This window comes from Rahnella sp. PD4 (genome assembly GCF_049199325.1).
GTDB lineage: Bacteria > Pseudomonadota > Gammaproteobacteria > Enterobacterales > Enterobacteriaceae > Rahnella > Rahnella perminowiae.
In genome coordinates, this window is the sequence record NZ_JBLZQF010000004.1 from 413,857 (window position 1) to 430,176 (window position 16,320).

The following is a 16,320-nucleotide window of genomic DNA, read 5'->3' on the forward strand; positions in this document are numbered from 1 at the left end:
AGTCCTTTTAAAATAACCGGGTTATTTATGAATAAAAAAACATTATTCAAGCACATACCGTGGATGATTGTTGCCCTCCTCGGTGCCTGCTGTCTGGGCGTGGTTGCCCTGCGGCGGGGTGAACATATCAGCGCTTTGTGGATAGTCGTGGCCTCTGTCTCGGTCTATCTGGTGGCCTATCGCTATTACAGTCTGTATATCGCACAAAAGGTCATGAAACTCGATCCTTCGCGCGCGACGCCCGCAGTGATCAACAATGACGGTCTGAACTATGTGCCGACCAACCGCAACGTGCTGTTTGGCCACCACTTTGCTGCCATCGCCGGAGCCGGCCCTTTGGTCGGTCCGGTGCTCGCTGCACAAATGGGGTATCTGCCGGGCGTGTTGTGGCTGCTGGCCGGCGTGGTTCTGGCCGGTGCGGTGCAGGACTTTATGGTGCTGTTCATCTCTTCACGCCGTAACGGTGCGTCTCTGGGCGAAATGATCAAAGAAGAAATGGGACCGGTGCCGGGCACTATCGCCCTGTTCGGGTGTTTCCTGATCATGATTATTATTCTGGCGGTGCTGGCCTTAATCGTGGTGAAAGCACTGGCGGAAAGTCCGTGGGGAGTGTTCACCGTCTGTTCCACTGTGCCGATTGCCCTGTTTATGGGCATCTATATGCGCTTTATCCGGCCAGGTCGCGTGGGTGAGATCTCAGTGATTGGCGTTGTTCTGCTGGTCGCGGCAATCTGGTTCGGCGGCGTTATCGCCAGTGATCCGTACTGGGGTCCGGCGCTGACCTTCAAAGACACTACCATTACCTTTACTCTGATTGGTTATGCGTTTATTTCTGCCCTGCTGCCGGTGTGGCTGATCCTGGCGCCGCGCGACTATCTGGCAACGTTCCTGAAAATCGGCGTCATCGTCGGACTGGCGATCGGTATCGTCATCCTCAATCCGGAACTGAAAATGCCGGCCCTGACCCAGTACATTGACGGTACAGGTCCGTTGTGGAAAGGTGCGCTGTTCCCGTTCCTGTTTATTACCATTGCCTGCGGCGCGGTATCGGGTTTCCACGCGCTGATCGCCTCCGGCACCACGCCTAAACTGCTGGCCTGCGAAACAGATGCACGGTTTATCGGTTACGGTGCCATGCTGATGGAATCCTTTGTCGCGGTGATGGCGCTGGTAGCGGCATCGATCATCGAGCCGGGTCTGTACTTTGCCATGAATACCCCACCGGCAGGTCTGGGCATTACCATGCCAAACCTGCACGAACTGGGCGGCGATAATGCGCCGATGATCCTGGCACAGCTGAAAGACGTCACGGCACATGCCGCCGCCACCGTCAGCTCGTGGGGATTTGTTATCTCGCCTGAGCAGATTATGCAGACGGCGAAGGATATCGGTGAACCGTCGGTGCTGAACCGCGCAGGTGGCGCGCCAACGCTTGCCGTAGGTATTGCGCATGTGTTCCACAAAATTATGCCGCTGGCCGATATGGGCTTCTGGTATCACTTCGGCATTCTGTTTGAAGCGCTGTTCATCCTGACCGCGCTGGATGCGGGGACGCGTTCCGGCCGCTTTATGTTGCAGGATTTGCTGGGTAACTTTATCCCGTTCCTGAAAAAGACCGATTCGCTGGTCGCCGGGATTATCGGTACCGCAGGCTGTGTCGGCCTGTGGGGTTATCTGCTGTATCAGGGCGTGGTCGATCCGCTGGGCGGCGTAAAAAGTCTGTGGCCGCTGTTCGGGATTTCTAACCAGATGCTGGCTGCCGTCGCCCTGATCCTCGCCACCGTCGTGCTGGTGAAGATGAAACGCACGAAATATATCTGGGTCACCCTGCTGCCTGCTATCTGGCTGCTTATCTGCACCACCTGGGCGCTGGGGATGAAACTGTTCAGCACCAATGCGCAGATGGAAGGCTTCTTCTACATGGCCGGTCAGTATAAAGAACGCATCAGCGCAGGCGGCGCGAACCTGACTCCGGAGCAAATCAGCAATATGCATCACATTGTGATCAACAACTACACCAACGCCGGGCTGAGTATTCTGTTCCTGATTGTGGTGTACAGCATCATTTTCTACGGTATCCGCGCCTGCCTGCAGGCACGTAAAACAGACAAGCGTACCGATAAGGAAACGCCTTATGTGCCGGTACCGGCGGAAGGAATAAAACTCTCCTCCGGGCATTGATTGTTTTTCTGAAAGCCCCGCACTCCGGGGCTTTTCAGTTTAAATTCAAAGGAGTATGTATGTTTGACAACTTAGGTGCAGCGAAGAAATACCTCGGACAGGCTGCACGTATGCTGGTGGGCATACCGGATTACGACACCTACGTTCTGCATATGCAGACCAACCACCCGGATACGCCTGCGATGACCTACGAGGAATTTTTCCGTGAGCGCCAGCAGGCGCGTTATGGCGGAGACGGTAAAGGCGGAATGCGCTGTTGTTAAGAGGGCGCCGTTATTAGCAGGAAGGCAAACATGACACCGATTGCAGTCACAGTATTAACAGGCTTTCTGGGTGCAGGGAAAACCACACTCTTACGCCAGATTTTGCATACGCAGCACCAGATGAAAATTGCGGTGATCGAGAATGAATTTAGTGAAATACCGATCGACAACCAGCTGATAGGTGACCGTGCCACACGTATTACCACCCTGTCCAATGGCTGCATCTGCTGTACCCGCTCGGGAGAACTGGAAGCGGCGCTGCTGGATTTACTGGACAGCGTGGATAAAGGCGAGGTGCGGTTTGACCGGCTGATGATTGAATGTACCGGCATGGCCGACCCCGGCCCGATCCTTCAGGCGTTTTTCGCCCATGAGATTATCTGTGAGCGTTACGTGTTAGATGGAGTTATCACGCTGGTGGATGCCGTTCATGCCATGTCGCAGCTGGATCAATTTCCTCTGGCGCAGTCGCAGATTGGTTATGCTGACCGCATCGTGCTGACCAAGACTGATGTGGCCGGTGAATGCCCTGAACTGGCAGAGCGGCTGCAACGAATCAATGCACGTGCACCGGTTTATAGAATGATTCAGGGTGACATCGATCCGGCGCTGCTGTTTGATATCCGCGGGTTTATGCTGGAGGAGAACGTGGTCGCCGCCAGACCGCTGTTCTACCGCGTCGCGCCGGAGCAAAATGCCGTCTCTTCAATTGTCGTGGAGCTGGATTACCCGGTCGCGCTGACGGCGATATCGAAGGTGATGGAAGAACTGCTCGCCGGTTTTGCAGATAACCTGATGCGTTATAAAGGGATGTTATGGATAGCCGATCAGCCATGCCGTCTGTTGTTCCAGGGGGTGCAGCGGCTGTACAGCGCCGACTGGGATCGCGAGTGGCAACCGGACGAAACACCGCACAGTGTGTTAGTTTTCATTGGCAAGCAGTTGCCCGAAACCGAAATCCGCGAGGTCTTTGCGCGGCTGCGACCAGCCTGCTTAATCTGACCAATTTGACCTAAAGAAAAGCGGCGGGGTTTACAGCCCCACCGTCTCTTTCAGCGATTTCAGATAGCGGCGGCTGACCGGCACAATCTGACCATCGCGCAATAACAGTTCAGCCTGGTTTTTATCTTCCAGACGGATTTCCTTCAGATAATCCATGTTCACCAGATACTGCCGGTGACAACGTAACAACGGCGTGCGGGTTTCCAGCGTACGCAATGTCAGCTCCGTAAATGTCTCTTTACCATTCTGCCCGGTGACATACACCCCGCCGACCCGGCTGCTCACATAGGCTACATCTTCCAGCTGTAACAGCCAGATACGGTTGCTGCTGATACAGGGGATAAATTTCAGCGGCTGCTGATATTGCGGTAACTGCGAAACGTCCTGCGTCTGATAACCCTGACGTAATCTGGCCAGGGTTTTCTGAAGCCGCGCCGCCTGTATGGGTTTGAGCAGATAATCAAACGCGCACTGTTCAAACGCCTGCACCGCATACTCCTCAAACGCGGTGAGGAAAACAATGTGCGGCCGATGTTGCTGATCGAGCATGCCAACCATTTCCAGCCCGCTGATACGCGGCATCTGAATATCAAGAAATACAATGTCAGGGCGGATTTTATGGATCACACCGATCGCTTCAATGGCATTAGTACACTCGCCGACGATTTCAATGTCGCTTTCATCCTGAAGCTGTAAACGTAAATTTTCCAGCGCCAGTGGCTCATCATCCACAACAAGAACTCTCAACATACCACTCCCCCGGCTGGCAGGCGTAGCGTGACGCGGGTAAAATCATCCGGTTTACAGCTGACCGTAATACCGTAATCATCGCCAAAGCGCGCGCGCAGCCGCTTATCCACCAGACTCATGCCTAACCCGTCACCGCTTGCTTCCGGCTGATATAACCCGGCATTATCTTCCACTTCAACAATCACTCTTTCCCCCTCGCTGTAAGCACGAATAATAATATTGCCATTGCTCAGCAGCTGAGAAGTACCATGTTTAATGGCATTTTCCACTAATGGTTGCAGCGTGAAAGCAGGCAGGCTCTGATCAGAAAAGGCCGCCGGCACCTGTAAATCCACCTTCAGTTGTGACGGGAATCTTGCCAGCTCAATTTGCAGATAAGCATTCACATGTTCAAGCTCATCGGCCAGGGTGACAATTTCAGAGGAGCGTTTGAGATTCTTACGAAAGAATGTCGACAGGTACTGCACCAGTTGCCCGGCCTTGTCACTGTCGTGACGGATTACCGCCATCAGCGTATTGAGGGCGTTAAATAAGAAATGCGGGTTCACCTGTGCATGCAACAGTTTGATTTCAGACTGCGCCAGTAAAGCTTTCTGTTGCTCAAATTTACCGGCGAGGATCTGCGCCGATAACAGTTGGGCAATGCCTTCTCCCAGCGTCCGGTTGATGGAGCTGAACAGCCGGTTGCGGACTTCATACAATTTGATCGTGCCAATCACCCGCTGATTTTCACCCCGCAGCGGGATCACCAGTGTTGAACCCAGCTTGCAGTTAGGATGCAGCGAACAGCGGTAAGGCATCTCGTTGCCGTCGGCATACACCACTTCATCATTCTCAATGGCGCGCCAGGTATATTGGGAGGCGATGGGTTTGCCCACCAGATGATGATCGTCACCGATACCGGTAAAGGCGAGTAATTTCTCGCGATCGGTAATCGCCACGGCGCCGATATCCAATTCTTTCAGCAGCACCTGTGCCACTTTCATGCTGTTTTCTTCGTTAAAACCGCGCCGCAAAATCCCTTCCGTTGAGGCCGCCACTTTCAGCGCAGTGGCCGAAAATGCCGAGGTATATTTTTCGAACATCGCCCGCTTATCCAGCAGGATGCGCATAAACATCGCGGCCCCGAGAGTATTTGTCACCATCATCGGCGCGGCAATGCTGCTGACCAGATTAAGCGCATCATGAAACGGGCGGGCGATCAGCAGGATAATCAGCATTTGCAGTATTTCTGCGACAAAGGTGACACCGGCCGCGACCAGCGGATTAAATAATTTATCGATGCGTCCACGTTTGATCAACACGCTGTGTACCAGACCGCCTAATAATCCTTCGGCGATGGTTGAAATCATGCAACTCAGCGCGGTCATACCGCCCATCGAATAACGGTGGATCCCGCCGGTCAGCCCCACTAATCCCCCGACCACCGGGCCACCAAGAAGTCCGCCCATCACTGCACCAATTGCGCGGGTGTTGGCAATAGAGTCTTCGATATGCAGACCAAAGTAGGTTCCCATAATGCAGAAAATGGAAAAGGTGATATAACACAACAACTTATGCGGTAAGCGCACCGTCACCTGCACCAGCGGAATAAATAACCGCGTTTTACTCATCAGCCAGGCAATCACTAAAAACACGCACATTTGTTGTAGCAGCAGTAATATTAAATTAAATTCGTACATTCCCGGGCACCCAAAAACTGACAAGCTGGCAATATATCGTGCTTAAAAAAAATTTACCTTGAAGCTACCCGAAGAATAGGAATATTTTTATTGACGAATAAACTTTCATATTCTTTTAAAGGAAATATAAGAAGATTATTTAAAGGTACCGGTCAGGAAACGACAATATTTATTGAGCAGGCACCGCGCCCCGGCGCACATAAGCAAACGGCTCCCTGTCATGGAAGCCGTTATATTACCGGATAACTTATCAGTTCCGCGCCGTCTTTAATGACTACGGCCGGATTGAAAGGGACCGTTTAGCAGGCGACATCCACAATCAGTATGGCTCTCCGCTGGCCGATAATGCAAAGGTGCCCACCGGCATGACGGGCAGATATTTTTTATAATAATCGTGATAGTTTTTCACCGGGTCAATATCCTTGAATAAATCAGGATAAAGGGACTTTGCAATAAACTGTACCATGGTGAAATCGACCAGCGTACGCGATGCACCCTGATAAACCCCGAAGAGTTTGTCGTTTTTAATGGCCGGTAATGAACTCCAGCCGTCACGGTGAGCGAATCCGTTGAGTTTTGCTCTTGCGGCGGCTTCATTAACGCCGATGCCCATTTCTAACGCCGTATCGACTTTATTGTTCTCCCTGCCGGAAATAAAAATGACATCCGGTTTGGCGACCAGCAACTGCTCAGGATTAATTTCGCCCCACTGTTTAACGAAAGGCGCTGCAATATTTTCACCACCTGCGAGACGCAGCATCACGCCCCACATATTTTCGCCGTAGGTAAATGAATACTCGGCCGGACCTTTATTGCCAAACTCAATATAGACTTTTGGCTTAGGCAAATTCGCTTGTCTGATCCTGTCTTCAATCAGCGCGATGTTATTTTTATAAAGCCGGGCAAGCTCATTCGCGCGGTCGGTCTGGCCGGTTAATGTCCCGATAATCTCCGTGGATTTCACATGATTTTCCACCGTTTGATCATTATAGTCGAGCACAACAACCGGGATATTCAGGCTCTGAAGCTGGGTAACTTCATACTTCAGGGCGGCGTACTGCCAGCTGGCTAAAATGACCACATCCGGTTTCAGGCTAATCACTTTTTCCAGCGACACGTTGTGCAGATCGATTTCGCCAATATCCGGAATATTGGCGATGGACGGGCGGTGTTTAATATACATATCCCAGTTCGCAGGGACCTTGCCATGCCAGGCTTCGCGGGAGATACCGACAATATGATCAAACGCTTGCTCACCGCCGATCGCCATATAGTCTTCAAAATAGAAACCTAATACCGCTCTTTTCACCGGGGTTTCTAAGGTTATTTTATTTCCCAGGACATCAGTCAGTGTGGTGGTTGCGGCACTGGACTGTCCGGTCATCACGACTGACAGCATAAAAAGTAAACCATGAAGTAACTTCATTTAATTCCCTTAGGTATTGTGTGATTATCATCTGCAAGTGAAATTCATTATTATGGAAACCGATTTACTACACGGTTTATTTACCTTAAGTCACTGTAAAAAAAGGCGTGACGCCACACGATTATCGCGGCGGTATATTATACGTTCAATTGGCTACATCAGTACAGTCACAACTGCGCACTGCCGCGGTCGGGGCAAACAAGATCGGCTGATGTGAGTTTGCGTGATGACCGCTAATATCAATCGGAAAACGCTTCTCAGATGCTGAGCTATAATTAAAATTTACCGATAAGAAGGAGAATTATATGGCTCCAGTCGCGAGTATAGCAGGTGGGATTATATTTATTATCGTTGGCGTTGTGATGCTGTGGCTATTGGTGAAGGCGCATAAAGGCAACGCAGGCAAGAAGTTCTTTACTCCTCACAAATGTATGTTACTCATCGGGACCCTTGTCTCTTTTGTTATTTCCATTGTATTTTTCACCTCTTCTTCCTGATGACAGCTTAATTTTTGCCGTTAATGCCCCGGTTTTTATCGGGGCATAATAGCCGACAGGCTCCTGTTCTGCCCATCCTCGTCTATCATTATTATTCGTTTGCTAACTGCCTGCTTAATCGCTCAATCTTTTGTGAGGTGAATCGATGCAACGCGATGCATTTATGACAAGCTGGGGGGCGAGTTTCATTTCCGCCGGGACAGTTCTCTTTCGGGTGTGGGCGCCAGGCCAGGACAAAATGACCCTGCGACTTTCCGGCGAAAACAAAGACATGCTGCCGAAGGAAAACGGCTGGTTTGAGTTTGTGGCAACCGGTGTTTCTCCCGGTGAGGAATATCAGTTCATTCTTGCCGACGGACTGCCTATTCCTGATCCCGCCTCGCGCGCGCAGCTTGCGGACGTCAACGGCCCTTCGCTGGTGACCTCGTCATCAGGTTATACATGGCAGAATCTTGACTGGAAAGGCCGTCCGTGGGAAGAAACGGTCATTTACGAGATGCATATCGGGACATTCACGCCCGAAGGCACTTTCAGCGCCGCGCAGGAAAAACTTGCCTGGCTGGCAGAAACCGGCATTACCATGATAGAAGTGCTGCCGCTCTCACAATTTGGTGGTAATCGCGGATGGGGCTATGACGGTGTCTTGCTGTACGCGCCTCACTCCGCTTACGGCTCGCCGGATGATTTCAAAGCCTTTGTCGATGCCGCGCACGGTGTCGGCATCTCCGTGGTACTGGATATTGTGCTTAACCATTTTGGTCCTGAAGGGAATTATCTGCCGCTGCTCGCACCGGATTTTTTCGATCCGCAACGCACAACGGCATGGGGTGCGGGCATCAATTATCGAAATGAAGCGGCCCGATGCTATATTGCGCAAGCGCCCCTGTACTGGCTCAAGGAATACCGGCTGGATGGCCTGCGCTTTGATGCCATCGACCAGATGAAAGACACCTCTTCCCCGCATATTCTGATCGAAATCGCCGAGCGAATTCGCGAAGAGATAACCGACCGCCCGGTGCATCTGACTACTGAGGACAGCCGCAATGTGATCTTTTTGCACCCGCGCAATGCTGATGGCAACGTGCCGCTGTTTACCGCCGAATGGAATGACGATTTCCATAACGCCATCCATGTTCTCAGCACCGGTGAAACGCATGCCTACTATCAGGACTTTGCGCAAAATCCTGAAAAACTGGCAGCACGCGCATTAGCAGAAGGTTTCGCCTATCAGGGTGAAAAATCACCACAAACCGGTGAGCCACGCGGTGCGGTCAGCCGCAGGCAGCCGCCGGTAGCCTTTGTCGATTTCATTCAAAATCACGACCAGATTGGTAATCGCGCACACGGTGACCGGCTGATCACGCTGGCTGGTGCTGAACGTACGCACGTTCTGCTGGCCGCTTTACTGTTATCCCCGCATATCCCGCTGCTGTTTATGGGCGAAGAATATGGCGAAACCCGCCCGTTCCTGTTCTTTACCGATTTTGAAGGTGAACTGGCGCAGGCAGTTCGCGAGGGCCGCGCCCGGGAATTTGAAGGGCACAGCGATTACGGCAGCGAAACCGTACCCGACCCTAACGCCCTCAGCACCTTCGAAAATTCGAAACTTGACTGGCAAAAACTGACCCATCCCGAAGGCAAAAACGCACTGGCACTGACCCGCAAGCTGCTGGCGTTGCGCCAGAAACATATCGTGCCCTTACTGACACCGGCGAAAGGCGAAGTCGGCCAGATTGTCGGAACTTCAGCCGGTTTTCTCGCGGTTAAATGGGTATTCCCCCGAGGCACACTTTCGCTGGTACTGAATGTCGGTGAAGACACGCACCCGCTTCCTGAACTGCCGGGAGAAACACTTTTTGCCTGGCCGCCGGAAACGGTGACCTCCGTACCCGGCTCCCTTATTGTCCGTCTTGCGCCAGGAGTTTTACCGTGAAAATCCCCACTGCAACTTACCGCATTCAGTTCCGTAACGGACTGAACTTTGACACCGCAACCGGGCTAATCCCCTATTTAAAACAGCTGGGGATCAGCCATTTGTATGCTTCTCCGGTGTTTACGGCAACGTCTGACTCCACCCATGGCTACGATATTACCGACGCCAACGAAATTGATCCGTCGATTGGCGGACGCGAAGGCTTCGACCGTATGGCGCAGGCACTGAAAGCGGCAGGGATCGGACTGATCCTCGATATTGTGCCCAATCATATGGCTGCCTCACCCGAAAATGCCTGGTGGCGTGATGTCATTGAACATGGCGAAAAGAGCCGCTATGCACGCCATTTTGATATCGACTGGTCGCATCGGCTGACGTTGCCTTTCCTCGGGGATTCTTTTGAGGATGCGCTGCAAAAAGGCGAGATTACGCTCAAGGTTGATCCCCTCACTGGAAAGCCCGCTTTCGACTATTTTGGGACGTATTATCCTGTTGCGCCCGGCACCCTCACGGCAGATAACACAGACGGTCTGAACAAAACAGAACTGGCCGCATTACACGAACGCCAGCCCTACCGGCTGATGTGCTGGCGGGATGCGCCCCGCGAGCTTTCGTACCGGCGCTTTTTTGAGATCACAGGTCTCGCGGGGGTACGTGTAGAAGATGACGTCGTTTTCGATGATACGCACCGGCTGATCCTCGAACTGGTCCACGCGGGAGTGGTCGATGGCCTGCGGGTCGATCATGTGGATGGTCTTGCCGATCCCAAAGCTTATCTTGAACGCCTGCGGGAAAAAGCCGGGCCTGACTGCTATATCACGGTCGAGAAAATTCTGGGCAAAGGCGAGCGCCTGCCACCGGACTGGCCGGTTTCCGGTACTACAGGTTATGAGTTTATTGCCTCGCTTTCGGATGTGCTGGTTAATGATGAGAATATTGCAGTGCTTAGCGAGCTTTACGATAACGTGGTGGGCAAGCCGGTGGACCTGCGCAACGAACTTCGCGCGGCCAAGCTGATGATGGTGGAGAAAAATTTCGAAGGTGAATTCACTGCACTCTGGAAACTGGCTACCGATATTGCCGGGACAGAAGACGCGCCGTATGAAGAAAATGATATCCGCACCGCATTGCGCGAATTACTGATCGCTTTCCCGGTGTACCGCACTTACGGCACACCACGGGGCATGCCTGCGGAAGACGCGGCACTTTTACACAAGATACTGCGTAAGGTCAGCGCCACGATCCTTCCTGTTCAGGCTGAAATTCTCGCGTTTCTGGTGCGTATTCTTTGTGGAGAAACCTCCGCGGCGGCAGCATCGCAGGCCGGTTTATTCCGCACACGTTTCCAGCAACTGACCGGGCCGCTAATGGCTAAATCGGTGGAAGACACGCTTTTTTTCCGTCAGAACATGGAGCTGGCGCTGAACGAAGTGGGCGCGGAACCGTTAATTCGCACCTTCTCCCTCAGCCGCTTCCATACGGAGATGATAAAACGCTGCGAAGAGCAACCGGAAGCGCTTTCCGCAACGTCCACGCATGACACCAAACGGGGTGAAGATGCCCGCGCCAGACTGTTTACGCTGACTGAAGCCCCGCAGGAGTGGGCCGCCTGCGTGAAACGCTGGCACCGGATGAACGAGTCAAAGGTGAGAATACTTCCCGATGGCCCGGCACCACGCCCTGCGCTGACATGGATGCTCTATCAGGCGCTGGCGGGCGCATGGCCGGTTACCCTGGCACCTCAGGATGAACAGGGTTTGCAGGAACTCGACGACCGATTTCAGAGTTTTGTCGAAAAAGCACTGCGTGAAGCCAAGCTGCGCACGAGCTGGGATGACAATAACGAAGACTATGAAAAGGCAGTGCTGGATTACGCGCATCATTTGCTTTCACCGGCAAACCGGCTCTTCCTGCAAGATTTCCATACATCGATCCAGCCATTTATTCAGGCCGGACTGGTGAACAGCCTGACCCAGACGGTGATAAAACTCATGGCACCCGGCGTACCGGATATCTATCAGGGCAGCGAGGCGCTAAATTTCAGTCTTGTTGATCCCGATAACCGCCGTTTGCCGGATTTCACCCGGCTGGAACAGCAGTTAAGGCAGGATGAAAAACCGGCCTGGGACCAGCAGGCATACTGGCTGAACGGCCATCTGAAACAATACGTCGTGGCAACGCTCGCCGGGCTTCGCCAGCAAAAGCCTGCGTTGTTTCAGCAGGGCGACTATGTTCCGCTCAGTGCAACCGGGAAGCACACCGAAAACGTTATCGCGTTTGCGCGGGTGAGTAATGACGAGGCCGTCATTATTGCGGCACCGCGTCTGGTACTGGGTTTACCCGCGTGGGGATTCCCGCAGACGGAAATCGTACTGCCGCCCCATCTTGCTTACCGGCCCTACCGGGAGCTGTTCAGCGATAAAGAGATTACGCTGAACAACCAGATAGATATGGCGGTCTGGCCGGGTTTTGCTCCTGTCATCCTGATAGCGTCCGCCTCCTCTTAACGGAGGTGGAACTTCACGTTACCGACAGGTCTATGCGACGGATGCGCGGGAAGGCGTGCCGGGTAACAGAATGATTTTCCGGCAATCTTCCTGCCGTTTTTCGAAGATGTTATAACCTTTCGCGGCATCTTCCAGCGGCATATGATGCGTCACGATTTCTTCCGGTTTCAGTTGTCCGGATTCAATTAACATCAGCAGATCAGGAAGATAGGCATGAACATGCGTCTGCCCCATTTTAAAGGTCAGCCCTTTATCAAAAGCATCGCCAAATAAAAAACCGTGAATAAAGCCCGCGTAGACACCCGGTACGCTGACTATCCCGCCGCGGCGTACCGCAGCAATGCACTGGCGTAACGCTTTCCCGCTGCTGCCTTCAATCTTCAGATTGCTCAAAATGGTTTCGGTAAGGCTGCCTTTGGCTTCAAAACCAACGGCATCGATTACCGCATCAACGCCGCGGTGTCCGGCAGTGTGCTCAATAATCCAGGCTGCCGCATCGTCATTTTCATCGAAATTAATCGGGATCACTCCATACCGCTCCTGAGCAAACGCCAGCCTGTAGGGGTGATGGTCAATCATGAATATCTGTTCAGCGCCCGCCAGCCGGGCGCAGGCTGCGCTTAACAACCCCACCGGCCCCGCACCGAAAATCGCCACACTCGAACCGGGCATCAGTCCGGCATTTTTAACCGCCTGCCAGGCAGTGGGTAATATATCTGATAAAAACAGCACCTTTTCATCGGCTAATCCGTCCGGGACTTTAAAAGGCCCGGCATTCGCTTTTGGCACCCGCACATATTCAGCCTGCCCGCCCGGAATTCCGCCGTACAGGTCGCTATAGCCAAACAGCGCCGCCGGGGGGGTGATGTTTTTGGGGTTAAGCGCCGCACCTTTGTTGGGGTTAGTGGTTTCACAGGCGGCATACTGGTTGAGTTTGCAGAAAAAACATTCTCCGCAGGCAATAACAAAAGGAATAACGACGCGGTCACCTTTAGCGACGGCAGTAACATCCGCTCCGGCTTCCACCACTTCACCCATAAATTCATGACCAAATATATCGCCATGGTGGGTGCCCGGTATTTTCCCGTGGTAGAGATGCAGGTCAGAACCACATATTGCCGTTGCCGTCACTCTCAGGATGATATCATCGCTGGCCTGAAGTACCGGGTCAGGCATGTTATCAACGCTGACCTTGTACGGGCCGTGATAAGTCAATGCTCTCATGATTAATTTTCCTTTCAGGTCTTATTCAGACCGGTTAAGAGAATAGTAAATAATGATCACTGAGAGTATTCAGTCTAGCCCACCCTTATAGAGTGTCAAAAATACGCTATATTTCTCACCTGGAAATATGCAGGTTTAAGCACAGGAATTTTAATATTGAAATTAAAGGCTAATACTCAAGCATTGAGAATAATCCTAATTTTGACTTATTTACATCATCAAGACTAAGCTAATCAAAGAAGTGTTCCCCCTGCGAAAGTTTCAGGATGCAAACAGGGCAACATGGCAGAGGAAAGCCGGCTTTCTACCTGACACGATGATCTTCGACATGTCGTCATGTATGACAAAACCACGGGAACAGACACACTAATTTAACGCAACCTCTTCACCAGAGAAAAGCGACATGGACAAAGATGATCAACATCAGTTTGAACAAAGGACCACGCCAGTAGAAGAAAACATTAAATGGATCAAAACCGCGTGGCGGCTTGAGCGCATTGGTTTTTTTCTGCTGGGTTTGTTTATTCTTTATGCCTTGCTGGGAGGGTTTTCTCAGGGCTGGCTGAGCGATTCACTCTACCAAAACGATCCGACCTCGACACAAATCACTTATGAAAAATACCTGCGCAGCGACACCGAGTCACCGCTGATTATTGCCTATCCCGTTAAGCAAGAGAAAAGCGATCATATTACCCTCAGTGGAAAATTCGTGAATGAATATGACATTATTAACGTCAGCCCCGAAAGTGCCGCGATACACCGTAGCCCCGGCACGATGATCATCTACCCGAACAACCCCGGCGTTGCGAATACAGGTAGCGTGCAACTCACACTTAAACCAAGGGAATTTGGGATCTATACGCTCTCTGTAACGGCAAATAATAACTCGCCTTTTATCTTCAAACAGATTGTTTTTCCTTAGGGGGTCAAAATGGAAAATGTCCTCAGAGCAGCCATTATGTATGTTTTCCTGTTTATTATTTTTAAAATTTCAGGACGCAAGACACTGCTCGAAATGACTATTTTTGATTTTATACTGGTGCTGATTATCAGTGAGGCTACCCAACAGGCCTTGCTTGGGGAAGACTTCTCCATTACGGGCGCGATGATCACTATCGGAACACTGATTTTCATCGATAAAGGTTTAGGAATTCTGGAAAACAAAATTCCTAAACTTGATTTATGGCTTAATGGCTCTCCTATTATCCTCATCGAGAATGGCAAAGTCCTCGATCAGCGACTGCGTAAATGCTCCCTTTCCGAAGATGAAATCCTGGTAGTGGCTCGCCAGCAGGAAGGGATAGTTAACCTCAACGAGATTAAATTCGCCATCTTAGAAAACAACGGGAAAATATCGATTATCCCTTATAAAGAATAAGGCACCGGGAAATGAGGTGCGTTTGCAGTAACCCGGTGTTCCCGCTGATCATGCCCGTTTTTCTTCACGGGTGACGTCCAGTCTGCCGTTTTCAGGTTCAGCTTGCGTTCTGACAATCATATTCGGCAATGCCATTTCGATCCCCTGTTCGATCAGCTTTTCAATAATGCGGATATTAATTTCCTGCTGGATATCCATGTATTTATTATAATCGGCAGTATTGACGATATGGACTACTTCGATATTCAGGCGATCGGTACCAAAACCAAGCAAATGCGCGCGGTCAAACTTGGTTTCGCCGATATCGATAATAATTTCCTTTACCAGATCACCGATAATGCGCAGCTTTTCCGGCGGCGTATTAATCGCGATGCCAAAATTGAAAACAATACGCCGGGTTTGCATGCGTTTGTAATTATGCAGCGTTTGCTGGAGCAGAATAGCATTGCCGCAAACGATCTGTTCCCCGCTCAGGCTGCGTATCCGCGTCGTTTTAAGACCGATATGTTCGACAGTACCGGCAACATCATTAAAAACGACAAAATCACCAATTTCGAAAGGCTTATCAAAACCGATAGATAAGGAAGCGAATACATCACTGAGAATGGTCTGGATCGCCAACGCGATAGCGATACCGCCCACGCCCAGGCTGGCGACAAGCGCGGTAATATTCACGCCCACATTCGCCAATATCGACAGCAGCATCACTGACCACACTACCGCGCGGAAAATCAGCCCGGTGATCACCAGCGTTACCGGATTTTTGTTCATCCCGGGCTGACGCATAATATGACGTAACCACGAGACAACGGCCTGATCCAACCACAATGCCATCTGGAACGCCAGCACCAGGAACCATGCATGACTGATGGTGTTGTAGAGATTATCGGGCAGATTAACAAACCGCAGGCTGAACAAAAAAGCAGCAACGAAAAGCAGTAAATTACTCGTCCGGTTGAGGATCTCGCCCAGAATAAAACGGATACGGTGGCTTGCCGCATTGACCTCACCCCAGCGTTTTATGCCTTTGCGCAAGAATGACACCAGCCAGCTCAGCAGCCAGTACGTAACAAGCGTGACCACGCACATCGTCGCGACGCCGGTCCAGAACACCGGTGTCATCACCAGCGCGATAAAATCGAAATGTGATAAAAACTTCATCTTCCCTCCCGGAATTAATCACAAACCTTCAGTATAGAAAACGGGTCAGTATAGAACCAGGAATAGGAAAGTTCGGCAAAAACCGGGGGTGACGGTAAAGGAAAAACTTTGCTGATGTCTTACGTTATCGGTATTTATATTATATTCGGTCCGGTTTACTATGATTTCTGGCGTGAGTCCGATGTCCTGAAAAAACGTTCAACTGAGGTGCTTATTATGAAAAGAGCTTTAGTGATTGGTTATATGTCGTTCGTTTCAATTGCATTGGTTACCGCGCTGATAATCGGTGCCCGAAACGGATAACGCAGGTGCTGTA

At 51.4% G+C, this 16,320-nt stretch carries 14 protein-coding genes; 9 read left to right on the top strand and 5 right to left on the bottom strand.

All coding sequences use genetic code 11. The features are described 5' to 3' along the window. Window positions 1-27 precede the first annotated feature (27 nt). Genes ACOZIO_RS13625 through yjiA form a run of 3 tightly spaced genes read left to right on the top strand, consistent with a single transcriptional unit; the run spans window position 28 to window position 3,446 of the window. Window positions 28-2,181: a carbon starvation CstA family protein gene (locus tag ACOZIO_RS13625; protein ID WP_129990969.1), complete on the top strand. Its 2,154-nt coding sequence runs from the start codon at window positions 28-30 to the stop codon at window positions 2,179-2,181. A gap of 59 nt (window positions 2,182-2,240) precedes the next feature. After that, the gene (locus ACOZIO_RS13630) at window positions 2,241-2,444 is read left to right on the top strand and encodes a YbdD/YjiX family protein (RefSeq protein ID WP_129953656.1); all 204 of its coding nucleotides are present in this window, start codon (window positions 2,241-2,243) and stop codon (window positions 2,442-2,444) included. Between the two features lie 30 nt (window positions 2,445-2,474). Further along, a complete protein-coding gene (gene yjiA / locus ACOZIO_RS13635; protein ID WP_421595392.1) occupies window positions 2,475-3,446 on the top strand; it encodes a GTPase in 972 nt (323 codons plus the stop codon). 30 nt (window positions 3,447-3,476) lie between these two features. Here yjiA and btsR read toward each other — a convergent pair whose 3' ends face one another. The 3 genes from btsR to ACOZIO_RS13650 all read right to left on the bottom strand — a co-directional run bounded on the left by btsR (window position 3,477) and on the right by ACOZIO_RS13650 (window position 7,304). After that, window positions 3,477-4,196, bottom strand: coding sequence for a two-component system response regulator BtsR (gene btsR / locus ACOZIO_RS13640; protein ID WP_129953658.1), 720 nt, complete (start codon window positions 4,194-4,196; stop codon window positions 3,477-3,479). Further along, entirely contained in the window at window positions 4,190-5,878 is a 1,689-nt protein-coding gene (locus tag ACOZIO_RS13645) for a sensor histidine kinase (protein ID WP_129990967.1), read from the bottom strand. Before ACOZIO_RS13645 ends, btsR begins: the two co-directional genes overlap by 7 nt. 319 nt (window positions 5,879-6,197) lie before the next feature. Next, window positions 6,198-7,304: an ABC transporter substrate-binding protein gene (locus ACOZIO_RS13650; RefSeq protein WP_421595393.1), complete on the bottom strand. Its 1,107-nt coding sequence runs from the start codon at window positions 7,302-7,304 to the stop codon at window positions 6,198-6,200. 305 nt (window positions 7,305-7,609) lie between these two features. Here ACOZIO_RS13650 and ACOZIO_RS13655 point away from each other — a divergent pair, with 305 nt between their 5' ends. From ACOZIO_RS13655 to treY, 3 genes are all read left to right on the top strand, one after another. Then, complete coding sequence (locus tag ACOZIO_RS13655; RefSeq protein ID WP_129953661.1) at window positions 7,610-7,801, top strand: hypothetical protein; 192 nt, start codon at window positions 7,610-7,612, stop codon at window positions 7,799-7,801. A gap of 145 nt (window positions 7,802-7,946) precedes the next feature. Then, window positions 7,947-9,734, top strand: a complete 1,788-nt coding sequence (treZ, locus tag ACOZIO_RS13660) for a malto-oligosyltrehalose trehalohydrolase (protein ID WP_129990966.1) — start codon at window positions 7,947-7,949, stop codon at window positions 9,732-9,734. Beyond that, complete coding sequence (treY, locus tag ACOZIO_RS13665; protein WP_421595394.1) at window positions 9,731-12,241, top strand: malto-oligosyltrehalose synthase; 2,511 nt, start codon at window positions 9,731-9,733, stop codon at window positions 12,239-12,241. Before treZ ends, treY begins: the two co-directional genes overlap by 4 nt. A gap of 30 nt (window positions 12,242-12,271) precedes the next feature. Here treY and ACOZIO_RS13670 read toward each other — a convergent pair whose 3' ends face one another. After that, complete coding sequence (locus ACOZIO_RS13670) at window positions 12,272-13,465, bottom strand: zinc-dependent alcohol dehydrogenase (protein ID WP_129953664.1); 1,194 nt, start codon at window positions 13,463-13,465, stop codon at window positions 12,272-12,274. Window positions 13,466-13,868: 403 nt separating this feature from the next. On the opposite strand from ACOZIO_RS13670, the gene ACOZIO_RS13675 reads away from it, so the two are divergent. Both ACOZIO_RS13675 and ACOZIO_RS13680 read left to right on the top strand, forming a co-directional pair. After that, window positions 13,869-14,387 (top strand): hypothetical protein, encoded by a 519-nt coding sequence (locus ACOZIO_RS13675; protein ID WP_129953665.1) that lies wholly within the window; start codon window positions 13,869-13,871, stop codon window positions 14,385-14,387. Window positions 14,388-14,396: 9 nt separating this feature from the next. Beyond that, entirely contained in the window at window positions 14,397-14,843 is a 447-nt protein-coding gene (locus tag ACOZIO_RS13680; RefSeq protein WP_129953666.1) for a DUF421 domain-containing protein, read from the top strand. A 48-nt stretch (window positions 14,844-14,891) separates the two neighbouring features. Here the strand turns inward: ACOZIO_RS13680 and ACOZIO_RS13685 are convergent, their stop codons facing one another. Then, window positions 14,892-16,004 (bottom strand): mechanosensitive ion channel family protein, encoded by a 1,113-nt coding sequence (locus ACOZIO_RS13685; RefSeq protein ID WP_129990963.1) that lies wholly within the window; start codon window positions 16,002-16,004, stop codon window positions 14,892-14,894. Between the two features lie 114 nt (window positions 16,005-16,118). Here ACOZIO_RS13685 and ACOZIO_RS13690 point away from each other — a divergent pair, with 114 nt between their 5' ends. Beyond that, complete coding sequence (locus tag ACOZIO_RS13690; protein WP_129953668.1) at window positions 16,119-16,307, top strand: hypothetical protein; 189 nt, start codon at window positions 16,119-16,121, stop codon at window positions 16,305-16,307. Window positions 16,308-16,320 lie beyond the last annotated feature (13 nt).